The 24,791-nt window shown below is 64.0% G+C and carries 18 protein-coding genes; 9 read left to right on the forward strand and 9 right to left on the reverse strand.

All coding sequences use genetic code 11. The features are described from left to right. Positions 1 to 262: 262 nt before the first annotated feature. Positions 263 to 2,104, reverse strand: a complete 1,842-nt coding sequence (locus AB2N08_RS08355) for a 3'-5' exonuclease (RefSeq protein WP_367610175.1) — start codon at positions 2,102 to 2,104, stop codon at positions 263 to 265. A 248-nt stretch (positions 2,105 to 2,352) separates the two neighbouring features. On the opposite strand from AB2N08_RS08355, the gene AB2N08_RS08360 reads away from it, so the two are divergent. Next, positions 2,353 to 3,018, forward strand: coding sequence for a PRC-barrel domain-containing protein (locus AB2N08_RS08360; protein WP_367610176.1), 666 nt, complete (start codon positions 2,353 to 2,355; stop codon positions 3,016 to 3,018). A gap of 54 nt (positions 3,019 to 3,072) precedes the next feature. Here AB2N08_RS08360 and hrpA read toward each other — a convergent pair whose 3' ends face one another. Then, positions 3,073 to 7,056, reverse strand: a complete 3,984-nt coding sequence (hrpA, locus tag AB2N08_RS08365) for an ATP-dependent RNA helicase HrpA (RefSeq protein ID WP_367610177.1) — start codon at positions 7,054 to 7,056, stop codon at positions 3,073 to 3,075. Positions 7,057 to 7,110: 54 nt separating this feature from the next. Here hrpA and argA point away from each other — a divergent pair, with 54 nt between their 5' ends. Together argA and AB2N08_RS08375 are read left to right on the forward strand one after the other, a co-directional pair. After that, a complete protein-coding gene (gene argA, locus AB2N08_RS08370) occupies positions 7,111 to 8,424 on the forward strand; it encodes an amino-acid N-acetyltransferase (RefSeq protein WP_367610178.1) in 1,314 nt (437 codons plus the stop codon). 36 nt (positions 8,425 to 8,460) lie between these two features. After that, a complete protein-coding gene (locus AB2N08_RS08375; RefSeq protein ID WP_367610179.1) occupies positions 8,461 to 8,733 on the forward strand; it encodes an oxidative damage protection protein in 273 nt (90 codons plus the stop codon). 115 nt (positions 8,734 to 8,848) lie between these two features. Here the strand turns inward: AB2N08_RS08375 and AB2N08_RS08380 are convergent, their stop codons facing one another. Further along, entirely contained in the window at positions 8,849 to 9,175 is a 327-nt protein-coding gene (locus AB2N08_RS08380; protein ID WP_367610180.1) for a hypothetical protein, read from the reverse strand. Positions 9,176 to 9,189: 14 nt separating this feature from the next. Further along, positions 9,190 to 9,867 carry a ribose-5-phosphate isomerase RpiA gene (rpiA, locus tag AB2N08_RS08385; RefSeq protein ID WP_367610181.1) on the reverse strand — a complete coding sequence of 226 codons (678 nt, stop codon included), beginning with the start codon at positions 9,865 to 9,867 and terminating at the stop codon, positions 9,190 to 9,192. 173 nt (positions 9,868 to 10,040) lie between these two features. Here rpiA and AB2N08_RS08390 point away from each other — a divergent pair, with 173 nt between their 5' ends. The 4 genes from AB2N08_RS08390 to AB2N08_RS08405 all read left to right on the forward strand — a co-directional run bounded on the left by AB2N08_RS08390 (position 10,041) and on the right by AB2N08_RS08405 (position 15,148). Beyond that, positions 10,041 to 11,273 carry an efflux RND transporter periplasmic adaptor subunit gene (locus AB2N08_RS08390; protein WP_367610182.1) on the forward strand — a complete coding sequence of 411 codons (1,233 nt, stop codon included), beginning with the start codon at positions 10,041 to 10,043 and terminating at the stop codon, positions 11,271 to 11,273. Then, positions 11,270 to 12,004 carry an ABC transporter ATP-binding protein gene (locus tag AB2N08_RS08395; protein ID WP_367610183.1) on the forward strand — a complete coding sequence of 245 codons (735 nt, stop codon included), beginning with the start codon at positions 11,270 to 11,272 and terminating at the stop codon, positions 12,002 to 12,004. The genes AB2N08_RS08390 and AB2N08_RS08395 overlap by 4 nt, the downstream gene beginning before the upstream one ends. After that, a complete protein-coding gene (locus tag AB2N08_RS08400; protein ID WP_367610184.1) occupies positions 12,001 to 13,224 on the forward strand; it encodes an ABC transporter permease in 1,224 nt (407 codons plus the stop codon). Before AB2N08_RS08395 ends, AB2N08_RS08400 begins: the two co-directional genes overlap by 4 nt. A gap of 247 nt (positions 13,225 to 13,471) precedes the next feature. Then, complete coding sequence (locus AB2N08_RS08405; RefSeq protein WP_367610185.1) at positions 13,472 to 15,148, forward strand: methyl-accepting chemotaxis protein; 1,677 nt, start codon at positions 13,472 to 13,474, stop codon at positions 15,146 to 15,148. Positions 15,149 to 15,224: 76 nt separating this feature from the next. On the opposite strand, the gene AB2N08_RS08410 is transcribed toward AB2N08_RS08405, so the two are convergent. From AB2N08_RS08410 to edd, 3 genes are read right to left on the reverse strand one after another with little or no spacing between them, the layout of a single operon-like run. After that, positions 15,225 to 15,767, reverse strand: a complete 543-nt coding sequence (locus AB2N08_RS08410) for a Rhs element Vgr protein (protein WP_367610186.1) — start codon at positions 15,765 to 15,767, stop codon at positions 15,225 to 15,227. A gap of 31 nt (positions 15,768 to 15,798) precedes the next feature. Next, positions 15,799 to 16,422 carry a bifunctional 4-hydroxy-2-oxoglutarate aldolase/2-dehydro-3-deoxy-phosphogluconate aldolase gene (gene eda / locus AB2N08_RS08415; protein ID WP_367610187.1) on the reverse strand — a complete coding sequence of 208 codons (624 nt, stop codon included), beginning with the start codon at positions 16,420 to 16,422 and terminating at the stop codon, positions 15,799 to 15,801. Continuing rightward, positions 16,419 to 18,338, reverse strand: a complete 1,920-nt coding sequence (gene edd, locus AB2N08_RS08420) for a phosphogluconate dehydratase (RefSeq protein WP_367610188.1) — start codon at positions 18,336 to 18,338, stop codon at positions 16,419 to 16,421. The genes eda and edd overlap by 4 nt, the downstream gene beginning before the upstream one ends. 230 nt (positions 18,339 to 18,568) lie before the next feature. Between edd and pgi the strand changes: the two genes are divergently transcribed. Both pgi and AB2N08_RS08430 read left to right on the forward strand, forming a co-directional pair. Beyond that, positions 18,569 to 20,224 carry a glucose-6-phosphate isomerase gene (gene pgi / locus AB2N08_RS08425; RefSeq protein WP_367610189.1) on the forward strand — a complete coding sequence of 552 codons (1,656 nt, stop codon included), beginning with the start codon at positions 18,569 to 18,571 and terminating at the stop codon, positions 20,222 to 20,224. Between the two features lie 21 nt (positions 20,225 to 20,245). Then, positions 20,246 to 21,142 (forward strand): SMP-30/gluconolactonase/LRE family protein, encoded by an 897-nt coding sequence (locus tag AB2N08_RS08430; RefSeq protein WP_367610190.1) that lies wholly within the window; start codon positions 20,246 to 20,248, stop codon positions 21,140 to 21,142. A gap of 7 nt (positions 21,143 to 21,149) precedes the next feature. On the opposite strand, the gene AB2N08_RS08435 is transcribed toward AB2N08_RS08430, so the two are convergent. Then, positions 21,150 to 23,558, reverse strand: a complete 2,409-nt coding sequence (locus tag AB2N08_RS08435) for a TonB-dependent receptor plug domain-containing protein (protein WP_367610191.1) — start codon at positions 23,556 to 23,558, stop codon at positions 21,150 to 21,152. Positions 23,559 to 23,704: 146 nt separating this feature from the next. Further along, positions 23,705 to 24,640 carry an aromatic alcohol reductase gene (locus AB2N08_RS08440; RefSeq protein WP_367610192.1) on the reverse strand — a complete coding sequence of 312 codons (936 nt, stop codon included), beginning with the start codon at positions 24,638 to 24,640 and terminating at the stop codon, positions 23,705 to 23,707. Positions 24,641 to 24,791: the final 151 nt, after the last annotated feature.

The following is a 24,791-nucleotide window of genomic DNA, read 5'->3' on the forward strand; positions in this document are numbered from 1 at the left end:
TATCAGAGCTGCCTGGTGCTGCCGGGCGGTTCGGTTTTAACGGCGGCCCAGCAGGCGTACCAGGAGCGACGCCAGCGAGCGGGTCGGGATCAGGCGGCCCAGTGGCCCGGCGTTGTTGCAGCGTGAAATGACAGTCATGATGGTCTCCGAAGAATTGCTTCGCAGAATAACCATTACTGCTCAGCTCTTCTGTACGCTGGCTCGCTTATTCACAACCGCAGGCGTCAGGCAGCATGGTTGGCCGCGCGATCCGCAGGCACACTCACATCGCTTCCAACACCGTCATCGCGCGTTTGAGCTTGTCCGTATGGGCCGTGACGCCATCGCACGTCATGACCAGCTCATGCGTGGCGCGGGTCATCGCCACATACAGCAGGCGCGCCTCGTCTTCAACGATGTCCTCTTCTTTGAACGCGGCGCCAAGGCCTGGAATGCCCACCAGTGAAAACTCCAGTCCCTTGCTGCTATGCATGGTGATCAGCTTGACGCTGTCGTGTGCCGGAGAATAGGACGCCCCTTTTGCCTGCTGCCACTGAAACGGAATGTCGCGGCGCTGCAGTACCTCTGCCAGCACTTTACCGACACCATAGCGCCGATAAATCAGTGCCATATCGCCCCATGCGGTACCGGTCTTGCTTGCCGCAGCGAGCTTATCGGCCAGAAATTCGGCTTCTTTCTGCAAACTTGGCAGTTGCACCAGGATCGGTTTCGGACCACGCCTTCCGGTGCTCATGGGCTGGACCGTGGGCGCCTCATCGTCCTCCGTATTGTGCGCGGTGAGCAGCTCGGCGGCAAAGGCGCGCGCCCCCGCCAGGATTTCTGCAGTGTTCCGATAATTGAGTTTCAGGATGGTGGTACGACCAGCCGCCTGCACGCCGACACTCGAGAACGAGAATTTCAGCTTCTTCGCCGTGTGATAAATCGACTGCACATCATCGTACAAGACCAGCAGCGACTTTGTTTCAGGGTTGACCATCTGCACAATCAGCTTGAACCAGGCCGGTTTGAAATCGTGCCCCTCGTCGATCAGTACGGCGTCGTACTGACCCCGGGGAATCAGATCGCTGTCCACGCCGCGAATCACATTGTCGATGCACGCCTCGAAAAAAGCATCGAGGTCGGTTGTTCGGGCCGGCTTCTCGACGTGATAGGTTTCAAGCTGGCGCATGCACCACGCGTGGAAGTTGATGGCCACGATTTTATCGCCCAGCCCCTTTTGCTCGATCATGGCGGCCAACTTGGCTGCCAGTGTCTTGTTGTAGCAAAGAATTGCAATCGGGCGCTGGCTAAGCTTGGCCAGATGCTCGGCGCGATAGCCCAGGATCAGCGTTTTTCCGGAACCGGCCACGCCGTGAATGACGCGATGTCCCTCACCCAGGCTGCGCGCCAGTTGCTCTTGCTGCAGGTCCATGACACGGATGAGATCCGGGATTTCCGTACTGATCTGGCCATGCTCATCGAAAAGATCGGCCTGAACGCCGATGCGCACCTCGGGAAACATATGCCAGCGCACGCGGTCGATCTGCGGCAATGACAGCTTCATCTTGAACTTGATGGGGAACATGCCCCATAGCCGCGCCTGAAACGCTTCGTCATCCACACTCTCTATCATCTCGTCCTGGCAAATAACGAGGTGTTCCGGAAGTACCTCGCCCAACGCACCATCGTCAAATTGTTTGCGCGTTATATTGCTCAGGACGACTCCACAACCATAGGGAAAGAAAAATTTCCCTTTCAAGCTGCCCGATGGCCAGGTCAGCATCGGATCACCCTCCAGCTTGTTGGTGACCGCGTACAGATACTGGCGCGCTTGCTCCAACGGATTCATGACCTGCTTGGTGCCCGCGTCGGTGACGATAACTGCCTGCTGCTTGTCGATCGTGACCAGGGTGCCAAGGCGCCAGTCCTTTACTTCCAGCACCAGCAAGCCGCGTGCGGGATGAAACACGATGAAGTCGGGATGCTGGTTGCGCGCACCGATGCTGACGTCATACCAGCACAGGTAATCATCTTCGAGTTTATCTTCCAGGCGCAAGGCGAAGCGCCGTTCACCAGAGGTCATGCGCGCCGTGCAGGCGCTGAGTGATGGGATGAGAGTTGCCATTAACGTATTCCTGTCGATCTACCAATGTAACTGATCGCTCCAAGGCAAACCGGTAAAAATAGTATTTCTGTAACGCATTAGTTTCGTTTGTTGCGTTTTGCCGTCGCAAGACGACAACGTCGGACCAGAAGCGCTGGCGCGCGCGCCCCAATTCAATCGCGTCCTATCATGGTTGGACAGGACCATGGTCCATCCCAGTCGGATGACCGCGGTTATTGTTCAGAACGTCAACCGACATGGAGGAACGTATGGGCTACGCAGATCGCGACAAATACGGTATGTACAAAGGCACCACCGATGCAGGTCCCGGACCATCGCTGATGGGCGCCGACACCCTGATTGGCGACAGCGTTGTCAATGCCAACGAAGAAGACCTTGGCGACATCAAGGAAATCATGCTCGACATGCAGACCGGCCAGGTCGCCTACGCCGTGCTGGCGTTCGGGGGCTTCCTGGGCCTGGGCGAGAAACTGTTCGCCGTGCCATGGCAGGCGCTGCATCTGGATACGGTCAATCACCGCTTCGTGCTCAACGTCGAGAAAGACCGCCTCAAGACCGCGCCGGGCTTCGACAAGGACGCCTGGCCCGACATGAGCGACGTCACCTGGGCCGGCGGCATTCACAGCTTCTATGGCACCGATCCAAACCGCTCCGGCGCGCCCACGATGGGACCGGGCGTACCGATGGGTGGCATGGTCGGTGGCGCGGGCACTGGCAGCGCTACCTATGCCGGCGGTTCGATGGGCTCGAGCATGGGGTCGGGCACGTCGGGCTCCGGCAGCATGGCCGGCTCGGGCAGCAGCATGAGCGATTCGTCACCCAACCAGGGATCCGGCGCCAGCCTCGATCCGCGTGCGGGCAACCTCGGCGCCGACGACGACATCAGCCGGATCCGGGGCAGTAATATCGGCTGATCGAGCGTCATTGGCATACGGCTGGCGGTCGCGCCGCCAACCGTATGCCCGCCATCATCGCTGCATCGACTCCCACACCTTCTGCAAGCGCTTGGCCGACACCGGCATCGGCGTTCTCAACTCCTGCGCGAACAGCGACACCCGCAACTCTTCCAGCATCCAGCGGAACTCGATCATGCGCGGGTCGTTGTTCTTCGACCCCATATTCTTCAGCGTACGCTGGAACTGCGCCGCCGCCGTCTGCCATTCCGCCATCAGCTGCGCGTCGCGCGTCGGATTACCGCGCAGCTTCTCGAGCCGCACGTTGATCCCTTTCAGATAGCGCGGGAAGTGCGCCAGCTGGCTGTACTCGTTGTCCGCAATGAAGCGCTTGTGCACGAGCGCCTGCAACTGCCCCGAGATATCCGCCGATACCGTCTGCGGCAGGCTCTGTATGCGCTTGGGCATGCCGTGGAACTCGGCCAGGATCTGGCCCGCCAGGCGCGCGACTTCATTGATCAACAGCCCGATGCGGCCCTTGCCCTGGTCACGGCGCGCATTGAACTGCGCCGCATTGAGCGGCAGCGGATCCTGCAGGCAGGCGATGTCGATCGCCTTGGCCACGATCTGGTCGCGCAAGTCTTCCTGCGAGCCCAGGCTCATGAACTGCATGCCCATCCCCTGCAGGCCGGGGATATTCTTCTCGGCGAACTTGAGCTGCTCCTTGAACTGCAGCGCGAACAGGCGCCGCAGGCCCACCCGGTGCGTGCGCGCGGCCACGTTCGGGTCGTCGAATACTTCGAGGTCGCAGTGGGTGGTCTTGTCGACCAGCGCCGGGAAGCCGATCAGCGTCAGCTTGCCCTGGTTGATCTCCAATAGCTCGGGCAAGTCGCCGAACGTCCACGCGGTCAGGCCCGTGTGCTGGCTGGTGGTGGATGCGCCAGCTACCGCGCCCTTGCCTGACGCTGCCGCCGGTGCGGCTGGCTGCGCGTTCTTGCCTTTGCCCGCGGGTGCAGCCGCAGGCGATCCAGGTCGCGCCAACTGCGCCAGCGCGGCGCTCGATGCCGGCGCCGACTCGGCCATTTTCTGGAAGCTCTCGCGCGCCTGCCCGCCCAATTCGGCCTGCAGCGTGGCCAGGTTGCGCCCCATGTCCAGCTGGCGACCGTGCTCGTCGATCACCTTGAAGTTCATGAACATGTGCGCCGGCAGCGTCTCGATCTTGAAGTCGGCCGTCAGCACCAGGATGCCCGTCTGCGCGCGCACGTCGGCGATCAGGACGTCGATCAGGTCACCGCGCCCGAACGCGCCGGCGGCGTGAATGCGCTCGACGAATTTTGCCGCGTAATCGGGCAGCGGCACGCAGTGGCGGCGCAGCTTTTGCGGCAGCGACTTGAGCAGCAGGTGCACCTTTTCCTTGATCATGCCCGGCACCAGCCAGGCTGCGCGCTCTTGCGGAATCTGGTTCAGCGCGAACAGCGGCACGGCCAGCGTCACGCCATCGCGCACGCTGCCCGGCTCGAAGTGGTATGACAGCCCCATCTCGATGCCGGTGACGGTCATCGTCTTGGGGAACAACTCGGTGGTGATACCGGCCGCCTCGTGCCGCATCAGCTCTTCGCGGTTCAGGTACAGCAGCTTCGGATTCTCGCGCGCCGCGTCCTTGTACCACTTCTCGAAGCCGGCGCCATTGACGATGTCGCGTGGGATCTCGCTGTCATAGAAGGCCGCGATCAGCTGGTCGTCCACCAGCACGTCCTGGCGGCGCGACTTGTGCTCGAGGTTCTCGATGTCCTTCACCAGCTTGTGGTTGTGGATGTAGAATGGCAGGCGCGTTTCGTAGTCGCCTGCAACCAGCGCATCGCGGATGAAGATCTCGCGCGCCTCGGTCGGGTTGCGCTGGCCGTAGTTGATGCGGCGCGCGCCATAGATCACGATGCCGTGCAGCGTGGCCCGTTCGAGCGCCGTCACCTGCGCCTGGCGCTTTTCCCAGCGCGGCTCGCCCCACGATTTTTTCAGGAGATGCGCGCCGACCTTCTCGACCCACTCCGGCTGGATCTGGGCGATCGTACGCGCATACAGGCGCGTGGTCTCGACCAGTTCGGCCGCCATGACCCAGCGTCCCGCCTTCTTGCCCAGCGTCGAGCCGGGCCAGATGTGGAACTTGATGCCGCGCGCGCCCAGGTAGATGCCGGCCTGCTCGTCCTCGGCCTTGAAGCCGATATTGCCGAGCAAACCCGTGAGCAGCGAGATATGCAGCTGCTCATAGGTCGCCGGCGACTCGTTCAGGCGCCAGCCCTGCTCGCGCACGATGGTGAGCAACTGCGAGTGCACGTCGCGCCATTCGCGCAGGCGCACCTGCGACAAAAAGTTGGCGCGGCAGTTTTCCTGCAGCTGGCGATTGGTTTTCTTGTGCTCGATCGCGTCTTCGAACCAGGCCCAGATCTTCAGGTAGCTGAGGAATTCCGAGCGCTCGTCGGCAAACTTCTTGTGCTTCTCGTCGGCCTGCTGCTGGTATTCGACAGGCCGGTCGCGCGGGTCTTGCGTCGACAGGGCCGAGGCCACGATCAGCATCTCGGTCAGGCACCCGTTGTCGAGCGCCGCCAGGATCATGCGGCCCACGCGCGGGTCGAGCGGCAGCTTGGCCAGCTTGCGGCCCAGCGGCGTCAGTGCATTGGTGTCGTCGACCGCGCCCACTTCTTGCAGCAACTGATAACCGTCGGCGATCGCCCGGCCTTGCGGCGCCTCGATAAACGGGAACGTCTCCACGTCGGTCAGGCGCAGCGCCTTCATGCGCAGGATGACCGCGGCCAGCGACGAGCGCAAAATTTCCGGCTCGGTAAACTTGGGGCGCTTGTTGAAGTCGTCTTCGTCGAACAGGCGAATGCAAACGCCATCGGCCACGCGGCCGCAACGGCCGGCGCGCTGGTTGGCGGCCGACTGCGCGATCGGCTCGACCTGCAACTGCTCGACCTTGTTCCTGAAGCTGTAGCGTTTTACACGCGCCAGGCCCGTGTCGACCACGTAGCGGATGCCGGGCACGGTCAGCGAGGTCTCGGCCACGTTGGTCGACAACACGATGCGGCGCGCGTTCGTGGTGCGGAACACGCGGTCCTGTTCTTCGACGGACAGGCGCGCGAACAGCGGCAGGATCTCGACGTGCGGCGGATGGTGCTTGCGCAGCGCCTCGGCGCAATCGCGAATCTCGCGCTCGCCCGGCAGGAACACGAGCACGTCGCCCTGCCCCAGGCGGCATACTTCGTCGACGCCATCGACCACGGCATCCATCAGGTCGCGCTTGTCGCGCGCGGCTTGCGCCTTGGGCGCGAGATTCGGCGCCTCGCCCGGCTTGGGCGCGCTGGCACCAGTACCCGCGCCAGCAACCGGGTCGCGGTCGACCGCACGGTAACGCACTTCGACCGCGTACAGGCGGCCCGACACTTCGATTACCGGCGCCGGTTTCAGGTTCTCGCCATCGCCCTTGCCGAAGTGGCGCGCGAAGCGCTCGGCGTCGATCGTCGCCGACGTGATGATGATCTTCAGGTCGGGCCGGCGCGGCATCAGCTGCTTCAGGTAGCCGAGCAAGAAGTCGATGTTCAGGCTGCGCTCGTGCGCCTCGTCGATGATGATCGTGTCGTAGTTGCGCAGGAGCGGATCGGTCTGCGTTTCGGCCAGCAGGATACCGTCGGTCATCAGCTTGACCGACGCGCCCTTTTGCAGCGTGTCGTTGAAGCGCACCTTGAAGCCCACGTGCTCGCCCAGCGGCGTGCCCAGTTCCTGCGCGATGCGCTTGGCGGTGGACGACGCGGCAATACGGCGCGGCTGCGTGTGGCCGATCAGGCCTTTCGCGCCGCGGCCCAGCTCAAGACATATCTTCGGCAACTGGGTGGTCTTGCCCGAACCGGTTTCGCCCGAGACGATGACGACCTGGTTCTCTTGAATCGCCCTGGCGATTTCGGCGCGCCGGCCCGAGACCGGCAGATCTTCGGGAAACGTAATCGGTGGCAGCGGATTGCGCTCGCGCGCCGGTTGCCGTGAAGGCTTGTTACTCTGTTCAGACATTGATTTTTACAAGGTTTTGGTGCGCACATCGCGCAGCGAATTATAATGCGGCAAATGGAAACTCCTACCCAATTCGTCCAGTGGCTGCGCTCGGTCGCGCCGTACATTCACGCATTCGGCGGCAAGACCTTCGTGGTCGCCTTCCCCGGCGAGCTCGTTGCCGCCGGCGCGCTGCCCGTGCTGGCGCAAGACTTGTCGCTGCTCGTCGGCCTGGGCATCCGGATCGTGCTGGTGCACGGCTCGCGTCCGCAGGTGGCCGAACAGCTCGCGCTGCGTAACGTCGAGGGCCGTTTCCACAACGGCGTGCGCGTGACCGACACCGCCGCCCTCGAATGCGCGAAAGAAGCCGCCGGCGAACTGCGCCTCGATATCGAGGCCGCCTTCAGCCAGGGCTTGCCCAACACGCCAATGTCCAACGCCCAGATCAGCATCGTCTCGGGTAACTTCGTCGTCGCCCGGCCCCTTGGCGTGATCGACGGCGTCGACTTCGAGCTCACTGGCGTGACGCGCAAGATCGCGGCCGAAAAAATCCACCCGATCCTGCAGACCGAAGACAACCTGGTGCTGCTCTCGCCGCTGGGTTTCTCGCCCACCGGCGAGATCTTCAACCTCACGCTGGAAGACGTCGCCGCATCGGCTGCGATCGCGCTGCACGCCGACAAGCTGATCTTCATTACCGAAGCGCCGATGATGCTCGACGCGGCCGGCGCCGAGATTCGCGAGCTGTCGTCGCACATGGCCGAAGCGGTGCTCCAGGCGGGCTTTTTGTCCGACTCCGCCGCGTTCTACATGCAGCACGCGATCAAGGCCTGCAACGCCGGCGTCGATCGCGCCCACATCATCCCGTTCGAGATGGACGGCTCGGCGCTGCTCGAGGTGTTCACCCACGATGGCGTGGGCACCATGATCAGCCACGAGAACCTGGAAAGCCTGCGTCAGGCCACAATTGAGGACGTTGGCGGCATTATCAAGCTGATCGAGCCGCTGGAGGCCGACGGCACGCTGGTGTATCGCGGCCGCGAGCTCATCGAACGCGAGATCGACCAGTTCTCGGTGATCGACCACGATGGCGTGATCTTCGGCTGCGCCGCGCTGTATCCGTTCCCCGGCTCGAAGATGGGCGAGATGGCCTGCCTGACCGTGAGCCAGGACGCGCAGACGCAGGGCGACGGTGAACGCATCTTGAAGCACATCGAAAACCGCGCCCGCGCCGCCGGCCTGGCCAAGCTGTTCGTGCTGACCACGCGCACGTCGCACTGGTTCAAGAAGCGCGGCTTCGTGCCGGCCACGGTGGACGACCTGCCGAAAGACAGGCAGCACATGTACAACTGGCAGCGCCGCTCACAGGTCTTGATCAAGACTTTATAATACGGGTTTTACCTAGACGCATAACAGGAGTACTCGATGGCCCGCACCGTCCACTGCATCAAACTGAACAAGGAAGCCGAAGGCCTGGATTATCCACCGGTCCCCGGCGAGATGGGCAAGAAGCTGTACCTGCAGGTCTCGAAGGAAGCCTGGCAGGCATGGCTCAAGCACCAGACCATGCTGATCAACGAAAACCGCCTGAACCTGGCCGACGACCGCGCGCGCAAATACCTGGCGACACAGCTCGAGAAGCATTTCTTCGGCGATGGCGCCGATCAGGCGATGGGGTACGTGCCGCCGCCGGTGTAAGCAGGACAGCAAGGCCCGCATTTAGCCGCCGCACTAGATAGCCACCGCACTAAAAACCGTCATTCCCGCGCAGGCGGGAATGACGGTTTTTAGGTTAGGGGCTCCGGGAAAACGTTCACATCTTCCGGCACTGGCGCAGTTCACAACGCGCCATGAACACCTGACCGTTCTGGCACTGCATCCGGTATACCTCGATCGGCCCCGGATCGGTCATCAAACCCGCGCCCTGCGTGCTGGTGCACGCCTGCGCGCTGGCCAGCTTCTCGACCGTGTACGACGATTCCCCGACCCTGAACGGCACGCGCTGGATTGCCGTCACATCGGTCGATGCAGCCGGCGCAACCACAGCAGGCTCGGACAGGTCGATCGAGCTGCCAAAGACAGAACAACCTCCCAACAAAGTAACGAGCAAAGACGCGGACAGCGACAGCGCGAGTTTCATGGTCGGGTTTCCGTTCACAGCGACAGGGTCTTGACACCGTCGGCCGTGCCGAGCAGGCAGACATCGGCGCCGGCCTTGGCGAACAGGCCAACGGCAATCACGCCGACCATCTGGTTGATCGACTCTTCCAGCGCCACCGGATCGGTGATTTTCAAGCCGGCGACATCGATCAGCTCACCGCCGTTGTCGGTGATGAACGCTTGATCGGTCCCCTGCTTCAGGCGCAGCTTCGGCTGGCCACCCAGGGCCGCCAGCTTGCGCATCACCGAGGCGCGCGCCATCGGGATCACTTCGACCGGCAGCGGGAACGCGCCCAGCGTCTCGACGAGCTTCGAGCCATCGGCGATGCAGACGAATTTTTTCGAGACCGATGCGACGATCTTCTCGCGCGTGAGCGCTGCGCCGCCGCCCTTGATCATCGCGCCCTGGGCGTTGATTTCGTCGGCGCCGTCGATGTAGACGGCCATCGATTCGACGTCGTTCAGGTCGAACACCGGGATGCCGTGGCCGCGCAGGCGGCTGGCGGTGGCTTCGGACGAGGCCACGGTTCCCTTGATGCGGTCCTTGATCTTGGCCAGTTCGTCGATGAAGAAGTTGGCGGTCGAGCCGGTGCCCACGCCGATGATTTCACCATCGACCACGTAATCGATGGCGGCGCGTGCTACGGCTTGTTTCAGTTCGTCTTGGGTCATGATGCTCAGGTAAAAAAGGAATACGCCATTCTAGCGGATCGGCACGGCCCTCCTTCCAGAATCGGCCGCCATATGTACCCGAAAGCGCGCCTGAATATGCGTCATGCATTGCCAATCTTGTACCAGTGCATCAAACTCGACCTTTACCCGGTATTTTATTTGGCATACATACAATGAAAATCTTCACCAGGAAGCGTGTTGTCATCGCCGTTGCCGTACTCGTCGTCGCCGCAGTTGCGGGTGCCGTGTTCAAGCCGAAGAACGACGTTGTACCGCCATCGAAATACCGCAGCACGGTCGTCGACCGCGGCGCCATCAACCAGACCGTCACCGCGACCGGCACCATCAATCCGGTCGCACTGATCAACGTCGGCTCGCAAGTATCGGGCACCGTGGCCGAGCTGAATGCCGACTTCAACGACCGCGTGAAAAAAGGCCAGGTGCTGCTCAAGCTCGAGCCGACCATCTTCAATGCCCAGGTGCGCCAGGCCGAGGCCAATATCGCATCCGCGCGCGCCAGCCTGCGCCTGGCCCAGGCCACCTTCGAGCGCAACGAACAGCTGGTCGCGCAGAACTTCATGTCCGGCCTGGCGCTCGACCAGTCGAAGCGCGAGATGGAGGTCGCGCGGGCCAATATGACACTGGCGCAGGCGCAGCACGACCGCGCGCGGGCAGACCTGAACAACAGCGTGATCCGCTCGCCGATCGATGGCGTCGTGATCAAGCGCACCATCGACCTGGGCCAGACCGTGGCGGCGTCGTTCACGACGCCGAACCTGTTCCAGATTGCGCAAGACCTGACCAAGATGCAGATCGACACCAGCGTGTCGGAAGCCGATGTGGGACAGCTCAAGGATGGCTTGCCGGCGCGCTTCGTGGTCGATGCGTACCCGGAGCGCGAGTTTGCCGCCACCATGCGCCAGTTCCGCCTCGCGCCGAACGTGGTGCAGAACGTGGTGACGTACAACGTGGTGCTCGACGTCGACAATGTCGATGAACTGCTCAAACCCGGCATGACGGCCCAGGTGCGGCTGGTGGTGGCGAACCGCCCCGACGTGCTGCGCATCCCGACCACGGCGCTGCGCTTCCGGCTGTCGGAAGAAGAACAGGAAGCAGAGCGCAAGCGCAAGCGCAACAAGGATGCCAAGCCGGGCGCCGTCGCAGTTGCCGACGCCGCGCCGGCGCCAATGCCGGTACCAGTAACGGACGACGACGTCGCCTTCCGCAACGCCAGCGACACGACGCGCATATTCAAGATTTACAAGCTCGACGCGATGAATCAGCCGCAGCCGATCGATATCCGCGCCGGGCTGTCGAACTTCCGCTACACCGAAGTGCTGTCGGGCGACCTGAAACCGGGCGACCGCGTCGTCACCCGTTCGATGGTCATGCCGGAGAACCCATGACCGGGGCCCTGATCGACATCCGCGGCGTGGTCAAGACGTACCTGAGCGGCGCGGTCGAGACGCCCGTGCTGCACGGCGTCGACCTGCGCGTCGAGCGCGGCGACTTCGTCTCGATCATGGGCCAGTCGGGCTCCGGCAAATCGACCCTGATGAACATCCTCGGTTGTCTCGACCAGGCCACGGGTGGCACGTATCTGCTGAACGGCGTCGACACGCGCACGCTCGGGCGCGCCGAACTGGCCGACATCCGCAACCGCACGATCGGCTTCGTGTTCCAGAGTTTCAATCTCATCAAGCGCATGAGCGTGGCGGAGAACGTCGCCCTGCCCCTGATCTACGCCGGTGTGAGTCGCGCGACAGCGCAGGCGCGCGCGGTGCAGGAGCTCGAGCGCGTGGGCCTCGGCGAATTCGCCAGGCGCACGCCAAGCCAGCTCTCGGGCGGGCAGCAGCAGCGCGTGGCGATCGCGCGCGCACTGGTCACCGATCCGCCGCTGCTGCTGGCCGATGAACCGACCGGTAACCTGGACACGCACACCAGCGACGACATCATGACCAGCTTCGGCGCGCTGAACCGCGAGCGCGGCATCACGATCGTGCTGGTCACGCACGAACCCGATGTCGCCGCCTACAGCCAGCGCCTGGTGCGCCTGAAGGATGGGCGCGTGCTGTATGACGGCCCTGCGGCCGAAGGCCTGCAACTGGCGAGCGGCCACGCGGGAGTGGCGCCATGAACCTGATCCAGGTCTTGATCGAATCGTTCCGTTCGATGGCGGCAAACCGGCTGCGCACCGCATTGACGATGCTGGGCATCGTGATCGGCATCGCGTCGGTCGTGCTGCTGCTGGCACTGGGCGATGCCATGCAGCGCTTCATCAGCAACGAGTTGCAGATGCTGGGCACGAATATGGTCTACGTGATGCCTGGGGGCGATCGCACGGCCGCGCAGCGCGCCCGCGAGGGCAAGGTGGCGGTGCTGACCCTCGACGACGCCGAAGCCCTGAACGCGTTGCCCAGCCTGACCGGCGCCGCACCGGCGTTGCAGGGCAACTTCAGGGTCGCCGCTGGCAACGAGAACGCCAGCAGCATGGTGATCGGCGTGACACCGGCGATGTTCACCATCCGTAACTGGAAGGTGGACCAGGGCACGCTGTTCAGCGAGGGCGACGTGCGCGCCAGCGCGCGCCTGGTCGTGATCGGCCAGAAGGTGGCGGACCAGTTCTTCTACCGCGCTGACCCGCTCGGCCGTTTGCTCCGCATCGAGAACGTCGCGTTCCAGGTCGTGGGCGTGCTGGCAGGCGAAGGCCGCCAGACCGACGGTACCGATTTGTCGGAACAGATCCTGGTGCCGATCACGGCGGCCAGCGCCAACCTGGTCAAATCGCCGTTCCCGCAGAACGTCCACTACATCAATGCGCAGGGCCGGCCCGGCGTGGCGATGGGCGACGCGGTCGAGGATATCAAGGAGGTAATCCGCAGCCGGCACCGGATCCGTGTCGACGATCCCGACGACTTCCGGGTGCAGAACCTCAATACCATCGCCGAGACGGCCAACAAGATCAGCGCCGGCGTGGCGCTGCTGCTCGGCCTGATCGGCGCGATCTCGCTGCTCGTCGGCGGCATCGGCATCATGAACATCATGCTGGTGTCGGTGACCGAGCGCACGCGCGAGATCGGCATCCGCATGGCCATCGGCGCACGGCCCAACGACGTGCTGCTGCAGTTTTTGGCCGAGGCGGTGGTGATCTGCCTGGCAGGCGGACTGGTGGGGATTGCAATCGCGGCGGGCGGCGCGGCACTGATCACGACGTTCGCCGACTTCGAGGTGTATCTCACCATGACCGGAGTGGTGGTGGCGTGCGGGTTTGCGACCGCTGTCGGCGTGTTCTTTGGCTTCTATCCGGCACGAAGGGCGTCGCGGCTGCTGCCAGTGGATTGCCTGCGTTACGAGTAACCACGTCGACGCGCACCGGCAATCACTGATTTAAATACAACCTTGATATCGATTGATTATTGGTCGATGCAATCGATACACTAAAATGTTAACGAACCGCAACATTATTTGAAGTTACCGGATTTTTTGGTTTGCTCTCGGGCAATCGGCGTTTACCCTTGCGCGAGTGCATCAGGCGTTCTCGGCGCATTGCACCGCCACGCATGAACAAACATGCCTGGTCAAACCTCGCTACTGAACGGAAACCATGAAAATCAAAGATCTCAACATCGGCATTCGCCTCGGCGGCGCCTTTGCCGTCATCCTCGCCATGATGGTCCTCATGCTGGGCACCGCGCTATGGCAGCTGGACAAGATTGCCGATGCCAAGGAAGCAATGGCGTCGGCCACCGAGCGCGCCAAACTGGCCGAGGAAATGCGCTCGGGAACCGTCGCCAACGGCGTGGGTACGGTCGCCAAGATCAAGGCCATTGATGCGGCCGACGAGCAGTACTACGAAGAAGGCATGAAACCCATCAGCAAGCGCGCCGGCGAATTGCAAAAATCGTTGGAGGCCGCGATCACTCGCCCGCAAGGCAAGGCGCTATTGGCGGCCCTGATCGAACAGCGCGCCAAGTACGGCGCTGCCCGTAACCAGGCCTACAAGATGAAAGCCGAACTTGGCGCCGGCAATCCTGAACTCGTCGCTTTCCTTGGCAGCAAGGTCGTCCCCGAACTGAGCGCCTATGTCGAGACCGCCCGCAAGCTGGCGGAGTACCAGGTAAAAGTGGCCGACGAGGCCAATGCCAGCATTGACACGATCAGCGCCTCGGCGCAGCGCATTCTGGTGATCCTCGGCGCCGCCGCAGTCGTCATTGGCGCCGCGTTTGGCTGGCTGCTGACCCGCAGCATTACCCATCCGCTGGCACGCGCCCTCGGTCTGGCGCAGCAGGTTGCCTCGGGCGACCTGACTGCCGACATCCATGTCGATTCGCGGGATGAGGTCGGCCAGCTGCTCGCTGCGCTCAAGACCATGAACGACAGCCTGCTCAAGACCGTCACCGAAGTGCGCGCCGGTACCGAGACCATCGTCACGGCCTCGCAAGAGATCGCGTCGGGCAATCTCGACCTGTCGTCACGCACCGAACAGCAAGCCAGCTCGCTCGAAGAAACCGCGTCATCGATGGAAGAACTGACCGGCACCGTACGCCAGAACGCCGACAACGCGCGCCAGGCCAACGTGCTGGCCAAGAACGCCTCGCAGATCGCGGCGCATGGCGGCGAAGTGGTGTCCAAGGTGGTTGCGACGATGGCGTCGATCAACGCGTCATCGAAGAAGATCGGCGACATCATCGCGGTCATCGACGGCATCGCGTTCCAGACCAATATCCTGGCCCTGAACGCGGCAGTGGAAGCGGCGCGCGCCGGCGAGCAGGGTCGCGGCTTCGCGGTCGTGGCCAGCGAAGTGCGCAACCTCGCGCAGCGCTCGGCCGCCGCGGCCAAGGAAATCCGCGGCTTGATCAGCGACTCGGTGGAGAAGGTCGATGCCGGCGGACGCCTGGTCGATGAAGCGGGTGTGACGATGCAGGAGATCGTGCAGGGCATCGGCCGCGTGACCGACATCATGGCAGAGATCACGTCGGCCAGCGCCGAGCAGTCGACCGGCATCGAGCAGGTCAACGAAGCCATCACGCAGATGGATGGCGTGACGCAGCAGAACGCGGCGCTGGTCGAAGAGGCAGCGGCAGCGGCGGCGTCGCTGCAGGATCAGGCGGCGCAGCTGGCGCAGTTGGTCAGTGTATTCAATGTGGGCCATGGCGGGCGGAGTGCTGCGCGCGAGCCTGCGCGGCCTGCAGCCACCGGGCGCTCACTGGTCGTACGCCCGAAGACGCCATCGCGTGCCGATGTGGAGCGGGTCGATGACGAGGAAGACGCCATCGCCTGATGGTGTCAGCCGCAGCAGGCCGCCCTGGCCTGTTGCGGCGATTAGCAACGAAGGACACGAGCCGTTCAGGCGAATTTCAACGCCACCGCGCTAGCCAGCGCGCTGGTCCGCGATGCAGACTGGCGCGGTTGCCAGGTTCGGCCAAAAACAGCGCCAGCACTTTCTCGTACAACGCCAGGCTATTGCGATAGCGCTGCTGCCGCATCACCTCGGGCCGGCGTAGATGCTTGAGCACGAAGTAATCGGCCAGCAAATCCCCCTGCGCTTCCATATTGAAATCCTCCAGCGTCGCGTGTTCGTCCAGCGTGTAGCCATAGGACAGCCCGATCCGGAACGCCCCGCGCAGCCGCACCGGATACCCGAGCTGATGCTGCCACACATGCACCATCTCGTGCATGAACCAGTGGATCGCCGGCGCATCGCCGCGCGCATAATCGGGAAGAAAACAGGAGCGATGAAAATACATGCTGCCGTTGGGCGTCATGCAGCAGTTCCGCGGTTGGAACGGCATGTAGCGACGGCTGTGGATGCGCACGCGCGAAAAGTCGATGGCGTCGCCGAACAGCAGCGACGCCAGCTTGATTTCACCTTCGCTCAGGGGACGAAAGCGCGCGCGCATGATGCGTCCCCCGATAAGAAAAGACGTGCGGTTACGCTGCGCGCAGCGCCGCTGCGGCTTTCGCCAGAGCGGTGATGTGGGCCCAGTCGCCCGCTTCGATCGCGTCCTTCGGCGTGAGCCACGAACCGCCCACGCAGGCGACGTTCTTGCAGGCCAGGAAAGCCGGCGCGGTCTCGATCGTGATGCCGCCGGTTGGGCAGAACGTCATGTCCGACAAGGGCCCGCGGATCGCATTGAGCATGCCCACGCCGCCGGCCTGCATCGCCGGGAACAGCTTCACTTGTTTGAAGCCCGCTTCGCGCGCGGCCATTACTTCGGATGGCGTCATCACGCCCGGCAGCAGCGGCAGGCCGCTCGACTTGGCTGCGGCAATCAGCGACGCCGTCAGGCCCGGCGAGACGCCGAACACGGCGCCCGCGTCGCGCGAGGCGACGAATTCTTCGGGCGAGGTCAGTGTGCCGACACCGACGATGGCGCCTTCGACTTCGCTCATGGCGCGGATCGCGCCCAAGCCATGTTCGGTACGCAGCGTGACTTCGAGCACGCGTATGCCGCCGGCGACGAGCGCCTTGGCCAGAGGGACGGCGTGGGCCGGATCGTCGATGGCGATGACAGGGATCACGCTCGCCGAGCGCATGATTTCAAGGAGGGTCATTTCTGCGTCCTAAAGAGAAAGTCTTCGTCCGAACCCGGCACGACTTCGTTGGCATCGAGGCCTTCGTGCAGCGGTACGATGGTGGGAATCGGCGACGGCAGCGGGAACGTTGCCGCGCCCTGCTCCGCTTCGCTGATCGTGGCGCGGAACATCGCGAACAATTCGCGGCCCATGCCGATGTGGCTCTTGCTCAGGTCTGTGGTGGCTTGCTTGCGCGCCGCCCACTCGTCGGCCGGCACCAGTGCCTGCAGCACGCCGGTGGTGGCGTCGACGCGGATGATGTCGCCGTCGCGCACGAGGCCCAGCGGGCCGCCGGCCAGGATTTCTGGCGACACGTGGATCGCCGCCGGCACCTTGCCCGACGCGCCCGACATGCGGCCATCGGTGACCATCGCCACCTTGAAGCCGGCGTCCTGCAGGTTCGACAGGGCTGGCGTCAGTGCGTGCAGTTCCGGCATGCCGTTGGCGCGCGGGCCCTGGAAGCGGATCACGGCGACGAAGTCGCGATTGAGCTGGCCGGCCTTGTAGGCGCCCATGAAATCTTCTTGCGAATTGAACGTCAGCGCCGGCGCTTCGATCACGTGGTAGTCGTTCTTGACGGCCGAGATCTTCATCACTGCGCGGCCCAGGTTACCCTGCACCAGCACCATGCCGCCGTTGTTGCTGAACGGGTTCGATGCCGGGCGCAGCACGGTCTCGTCGCCGCTTTGGGCCGGCGTGTCGCGCCAGATGGTCTTGCCGTCTTCGCCCAGGAATGGCTCTTTGCAGTGGGCGCGCAGACCGTGACCGAGCACCGTGTTGACGTCTTCGTGCGCCAGGCCGGCGTCCAGCAGTTCGCGGATGATGAAGCCCGGGCCGCCGGCGGCCTGGAAGTGGTTCACATCGGCTTCGCCGTTCGGGTAGATACGCGTGAGCAGCGGTACGACCTTCGACATCTGGTCGAAGTCGTCCCAGTCGATCACGATGCCGGCCGCGCGCGCGATCGCCACCAGGTGCAGCGTGTGGTTGGTCGAACCGCCGGTGGCATGCAGCGCGGCGATGGCGTTGACGATGCATTTCTCGTCGACGATGCGGCCGATCGGCATATAGGTGCCGCCCTGCTGCGAAATCGCCACTGCCTGCTGCGCCGCGCTGCGGGTGAGCGCGTCGCGCAGTTCGGTGCCCGGCGTGATGAACGCGGCGCCCGGCAGGTGCAGGCCCATCACCTCCATCAGCATCTGGTTGCTGTTGGCGGTGCCGTAGAAGGTACAGGTGCCGGCGTCGTGGTATGACGCGGCTTCGCATTCCATCAGCTCTTCGCGCGTGGCTTTACCTTGCGCGTAGAGCTGGCGCACGCGCGCCTTCTCTTTGTTCGACAGGCCCGAGGTCATCGGGCCGCCCGGCACGAAGATGCCCGGGATGTGGCCGAAGTGCAGCGCGCCGATGAGCAGGCCCGGCACGATCTTGTCGCAGATGCCCAGGTACAGGCTGGCGTCGAACATATTGTGCGACAGGCCGACGGCGGTGGCCATCGCGATGGTGTCGCGCGAGAACAGCGACAGCTCCATGCCCGGCTGGCCTTGGGTCACGCCATCACACATGGCGGGCACGCCGCCGGCGAACTGGGCCACGGCGCCGATTTCGCGCACCGCTTCCTTGATGACTTTGGGGTAGTACTCGAACGGCTGGTGCGCCGACAGCATGTCGTTGTAGGAAGAAACGATCGCCACCGACGGCTGCTTGACTTCACGCAGCTTGAGCTTGTCGTTGGCCGGGAACGCGGCGAACCCGTGGGCAAGGTTGGTGCACGACAACGCGCCGCGCTGCACGCCCTGGATGCGGGCCGCTTCGAGATGCGCCAGATAGGCTGCGCGCGACGGGCCGCTGCGCTGGATGATGCGGTTGGTGACCTGTTCAACTACCGGGTGGAGCGCCATGTTCGTTCCTTCCTGAATTTAGTATCTGAAATTTTACTACAATTTGGGGCGCTGCGCTCTCTCGCCATCTTTTTTGCTATACAGATGGGATAGAACGGGGGCCTCGAAAACAGCAGCAAGTGTGAATCCTGTTGACCTGCACGCTCTTTTTTGTAGTGAATTTACGTGCAGATGATTGTATTATTCGATAATCTGTTAACGACAACATTGTGCCACGCACCCCGGACCCCATGCGCCAGCCATCCTTGACCAGTACCGCCAGTTTCCAGGCCCTCGCCCAGCACGCCGATATCGCCACCACGTGGCAGATGCGCGACCTGTTTGCCGCCGACCCGCAGCGCTTCGAGCGTTTCTCCGACGAGGCTGCAGGCCTGTTCCTAGACTATTCAAAAAATCGCCTCGACGGGCGCACGCTTGAACTGCTGATGCAGCTGGCGCGCGAGCGCGGCGTCGAGCCGCGGCGCGATGCGATGTTCCTCGGCGCGCGCATCAACAACACCGAAGGCCGCGCGGTGCTGCACACCGCACTGCGCGCGCCGCGCGGTGCGTCGCACGTGGTCGACGGCGTGGACATCAACGCCGACATCCACGCCGTGCTCGATCGCGTCAAGACCTTCACCGATGCCGTGCGCAGCGGCGAATGGCTGGGTCACACCGGCAAGCCGATCACCGACGTCGTCAATATCGGCATCGGCGGCTCGGACCTGGGTCCCAAGATGGTCGTGCTCGCCCTGCGCCACTACGCCCATCCGCGCCTGCGCATGCACTTCGTGTCGAACGTCGATGGCCACGACATGGACGCGGCCCTGAGCCAGGTCGATCCCGAAACGACGCTGTTCATCGTCGCGTCCAAGACCTTCACCACCACCGAGACGATGATGAACGCGCAGACCGCGCGCCGCTGGTTCCTGGCGCATGCGCCAGCTGAGTCAGCAGAACATGCGCTCGCGAAGCACTTCGTCGCCGCATCGACCAACACCGAAGCAATCAAAACCTTCGGCATCGACCCGGCCAATATGTTCCCGTTCTGGGACTGGGTCGGCGGGCGCTACTCGGTATGGTCGGCAATCGGCCTGCCGGTCGCGCTGGCCGTGGGCTTCGGCTACTTCAAGGACTTTTTGGCCGGCGCCCACGAGCTGGACGAACACTTCCGCACCGCGCCGCTCGAGCAGAACCTGCCGGCGCTGCTGGGCCTGATCGGCTTCTGGAACCGCCAGTTCCTCGCCTGCAGCTCGGTCTCGATCGCCCCGTATCATCAAGACCTGAACCGCTTCCCGGCCTACCTGCAGCAGCTCGACATGGAAAGCAACGGCAAGCGCGTCACGCGCGATGGCCAGCCGGTCGACACCCCGACCTGCCCGGCGATCTGGGGCGAGTGCGGCACCAACGGCCAGCACGCCTACTTCCAGCTGCTGCACCAGGGCACGGATATCACGCCAATGGACTTCATCGCCGCCCTGCGTCCGGCGCACGAGATGGACCACCATCACACCGCCCTGCTGGCGAACTGCTTCGCGCAATCGGAAGCTTTCATGAAGGGCAAGACCGCCGACGAAGTGCGCGCCGACCTCGCCGCGCAAGGCCTGGCGCCAGAAGAAGTCGAGCGCCTCACGCCGCACAAGACCTTCCCCGGCAACCGCCCGAGCAATACCATCCTGATGGAGCGCCTGACGCCCACCACACTGGGCGCCCTGATCGCACTGTATGAACACAAGACATTCGTGCAGGGTGTGCTGTGGGACGTGAACAGTTTTGATCAGTGGGGCGTCGAGCTGGGCAAGGTATTGGCCAAGAAGATCGAGGCCGAGCTGGCGGGCGAACCGGCGCCAAACCTGCACGACAGCTCGACCAATGGCCTGATCGCGCGCGCCAAGGCCGCCGTTTGAATCCATCTTTATATCGAGACTATGGCAACCGAAAAATTTGAAGTGGTACACGATGCGCCGATGCTGGTCGGCGAATCGGCGATCTGGCACGAAGTCGAATCGGCCCTGTACTGGGTCGACATCGAAGGCCTGACGGTCAACCGCCTGCACGCGGCGAGCGGCAAGTTCTCGTCATGGAAAATGGGCTCGAACCCGTCGGCGCTGGCGATCGACGACAACAACTGCCTGGTGGTCGCCACGCGCAACGGCTTGATCCGGCTGAACTCGACCGACGGCTCCGAGACCCCGATCGCCGATGCGCCGTACGATCCATCGAAGGTGCGCTTCAACGATGGTCGCGTCGACCCGGCGGGCCGCTTCTGGATCGGCACCATGTACGAGCCGCGCGACCAGCCGGCCGCCGAGATGTACGTGCTCGATCGCGACCAGTTGCGCTGCGCCTGGCGCGGCGGCATGACCAACTCGAACGGCCTGGCCTGGAGCCTCGATGGCCGCACGATGTTCCATGCCGATACCACCACGCACCGCATCGACTGCTACGACTTCGACGTGGCCACCGGCGAGCAAAGCAACCGCCGCACGATCGTCACCTTCGCCAGCGACAAGACGGCGCCCGACTACGGCGGCCGGCCCGATGGCGCCACGATCGACGCCGAAGGAATGTACTGGGTCGCAATGTTCGAAGGCGGCCGCGTGCTGCGCATCGCGCCGAACGGCGAGATCGTGCGCGAACTGAAGCTGCCGGTGCGCTGCCCGACGTCGGTCTGCTTCGGTGGGCCCGACCTGCGCACGCTGTACATCACCAGCGCCAGCCATGGCCGGTCAAGCGAAGAGATCGCGCAGTATCCGCTCACTGGCAAGGTACTGGCGATCAAGCTCGATGTGGCAGGCCGCGTGGAGCCCGAGTACGCGATCTAGGGTCTGGCTACCAGGTGTAGCCGGCTTTCAGATAGAAGTAGCGCCCATTGAAGCCGTTCGGCGCCCACACGCTGTACGGCTGGGTGCCGTTCGCATTCAGGTTGGCCAGTGACGTTACCTGCGCCGGATAGCGGTTGGTGACGTTGTCGATACCGGCGCTCAAGCGCCACTGGTTCAGGCGCACGCTCGCCGCAAGATCGAGCACCCATTGCGGATCGTAGGTCTGGTCGAGCGACGCATCGTTCTGCGGCACGGTGAATTCGCCGTAGCGCGTGACGGCGGCGCGGGCATTCCAGATGCTGTTCGTGTAGTCACCAGCCAGGCTCAATTTATCCTTCGGCGAACCGACGGTCAGGCGATTGACGCTCTGGCGGTCCACCAGCACCAGCTTCTGCGCCGCCAGCACGGCCGGCGTATCGGCCACGCGCCGCACGTCATTGTCGTTGTGGTTGTAGCCCAGCGTGAGGTCGGCGCGCGCGCCACCAGCCAGATTCAGGCGATAGGTGCTCACGATGTCCACGCCCTCGGTGCGCGTGTCGACCGCATTGGTGAAGTAGCGCGCGGCGCCGACGAACACGTTTTGCGCCGCCAGTGCATTGGCCAGGGCCGGCGCATTGGCCAGTTGCAGGTTCGACGAGAAGACGATGCGGTCGTCGATATCGATGCGGTACAGGTCGACCGTCGTGGTCCAGTTTCGGGTTGGCTGCCACTGCGCGCCGATGCTCAGGTTGCGCGCTTTTTCGGCTTTCAGCGCACCGGCACCAAGTGCGCGGGCGGCGGCGCTGCCGACCGGGAACGTGCCCGTTTCGACCAGGGCGCTGGCGCCGTTCACGAGCAGCGTATTGGTCGTGGTGATCGTGTAGAAAGACTGGGCCAGCGACGGCGCACGGAAGCCATTGGAGGCAGTACCGCGCAGGGCGAACGTCGGCGTGAACGCATAGCGCGCCGAGGCCTTGGCCGAACTGGTGTTGCCGAAATCGCTGTAGCGTTCATGGCGCAGCGCCAGCGCGCCGGACAAGTCCTGCGTGATATCGCCCTCCAGGTTCAGGTACAGCGATTTGTTGTTGCGGCTGTTCTTGCCGGCGTTCTCGGGCCGGAAACCCGAATAGCCCTGGGCGCCGGAACCGAAGTACGAATTGCGTTCGCCGGCGCCGATCTCGTACGACTCATGGCGCGCCTCCAGGCCCAGCGCGACCGTCAACGGGCCATGCAAGAACGCCACGGGAATCTCGCGCGCCACGTCCAGGTTGGCCAGGCTTTGCGTCGAGGTCAGCTCGCCGGCATAAAAGCGCGTCGGGCTGGCCGCGCCCAGGCTGTAGTTGACCGTATCGGCGACATCGAGCGAGAAACGGTTGCGGCCATGGTTCAGGCTTGCATCCCAGCGCCAGTCGCCCAGCACGCCGCGCAGGCCGGTCACCAGCGACGCATCGACCGATGTGCTGTCCAGCAGCGGCTGGAAGCCTTCCGGATAGAGACTGGAGCGCAGCGTGGTGCGGGTGTTGTCGGTGTACGCGGTACGAAACACCGCCGCCGACGAGGTGGCGCGCTCGCCGTAGCCGGCGAAGGCGTACCAGTCGATATCGTCGTTGATGCGCAGCTGGCTGTTGACGAACAGCGTGCGCGGACGGCTGTCCGGATCGCCGTAGCGCTGTGTAACGGTGCCCTGGCGCGAGCCGGCGGATGCGCGCGGATCGGCCAGCGAACGGTTGGTGGCATTGCGCTCGGCTGCTTCGATCGCGACGCGCACCCAGCCATCCTGCCCCAGTTTGAAGCCTGCCGAGCCACGCACGGTGGCCTGCTCGCCGTCGCCGTAATCGTACTGGCCGTAGACCACTTCAGCTTCGCCGCCCTCCGCGCCTTTTTTCAGGATGATATTGACCACGCCGGCGATGGCGTCCGAGCCGTACTGCGCCGCAGCGCCGTCGCGCAGCACTTCGATGCGCTCGATTGCCGCCAGCGGAATCGCATTCAGGTCCACCGGCGCCGAACCGCGCCCCAGTGTGCCGTTGACGTTGACGACGGCGGACGTGTGGCGGCGCTTGCCGTTGACCAGCACCAGCGTCTGGTCGGGCGACAGGCCGCGCAGCTGCGCCGGACGCACCGCATCGCTGGCATCGGCGCCGCTCGGGCGTGGGAAGTTCATCGATGGCAGCAGGCGCGCCAGCACGGTGGCCAGCTCGCCGGAACCGGTGCTCTGCAATTCCTTGCTGCCGATGACGTCAACGGGCGACTCGGAGTCGAGCGTGCGGCGGTTGAGCGAACGCGTGCCGGTGACGACGATCGTCTGCAGTTCATCCGCGGCCGGCGCGGGCGGTGGCGTGTCCTGCGCGAACGCGACGGGCGGGGCCAGGGTCGCGATCAGGCCGAGGACAAGGACGGCGCGGGCCGGGTTGGCGTGATGGTGTTTGCAGCTCATGTGGGGCTTTCTGTGTTCTGGCATCGGTGACGGCAGTACCTCGACTGCCGAAGGGACGCGAAGCTTAACAGGCCCCACATTGCGTGACCAATAACGATTGCGCCTATGCTTATACCCGGAACAGGCACTGCGTTCACATCACCCGCTCACTTCACCCGATTCTCCAGCCAGGCGCGAATGTTCGTAGTCGGGATCCCTCGCTGCGCGTTGTAGGTGGTCGACTGACGCCAGGCCATCCCGTCGCCGCGGGCGAAGGCAATGCGGTAGCGCGCCATCGGATCGGCCGGCTGCGCGGCCAGATCGGCCTGCAGGGCGGCGCCGGTCAGCAGGATGCGTTCGACGCCGCGCCCCGTTACCGACTCGACGATGTCGGCCAGCTGCCCATACGAGACCGTATCGCTGGCCAGGTAGACGACCTGGTTCGCGATGCGCGGTTCGTCGAACAGGATCGCGGCGGTGCAACGGCCGATATCGTCGGGCGTGGTGACGGTCACCTGCGTGGCCCAGGTGCCCAGGCCTCGCACTACACCGGCATCCAGGTCGACGATGCCGGCGGCCTTCTCGAACAGGAAGCTGGTGAACATGCCGGTCGAGACGATGATCCATTCGGTCCGGTCCTGCCCGCGCAACATGCCGCGCACGTCGAACTGCTCGTCGAATACCGGCTGGCCGCTGCCTTTGCCGACGATGTCGTAATCGACACCGAACTGCCATGGAATATGCCGGCGCACGCCAGCATCCAGCACCGCCCGGGTCAGGCGCAGCTGGGTGCCGGGGCCGGCCACGAAGCCGGTGCAATTGATGACCGTGTCAAACTGGCGCAGCAAGGCCACGAGGTCTTCGTGGCTGCGCTCGACCAGGTCGAACGGCACGAACTGCACATCCAGCGCGCGCAGCGCGGCGTGATCCTCCACCTGGCGCGGTGTCGGCGTGGTCAGCGAGCCGGGTGTCACCAGCACCGCCAGGGGATGGCCCGCAGCTTTCTGGTGCGGCGCCAGATGGCGCAGCATGGCCATGCCGAGTTCACCGGCGCCAAGCACCAGCGTGTGAGTGAGATGGTGCGGGTTGTCGTGGTTGGTCATGCGAGCTCCTGTCGTAGCGTGATGGCTTGAATGGCGTCGAGTATGCTCACCAGGGCGCATGCACGTAAGCCCGTCACTTCTCATTTCAGAATTGCGATGAATGGGATAATCGGGCGCTCGGGCAGATCAAGGAGGCGGGATCGATGGACAG

The sequence above is a fragment of the Massilia aurea genome (genome assembly GCF_040790145.1).
GTDB classification, from domain to species: Bacteria; Pseudomonadota; Gammaproteobacteria; order Burkholderiales; family Burkholderiaceae_D; genus Telluria; species Telluria aurea_C.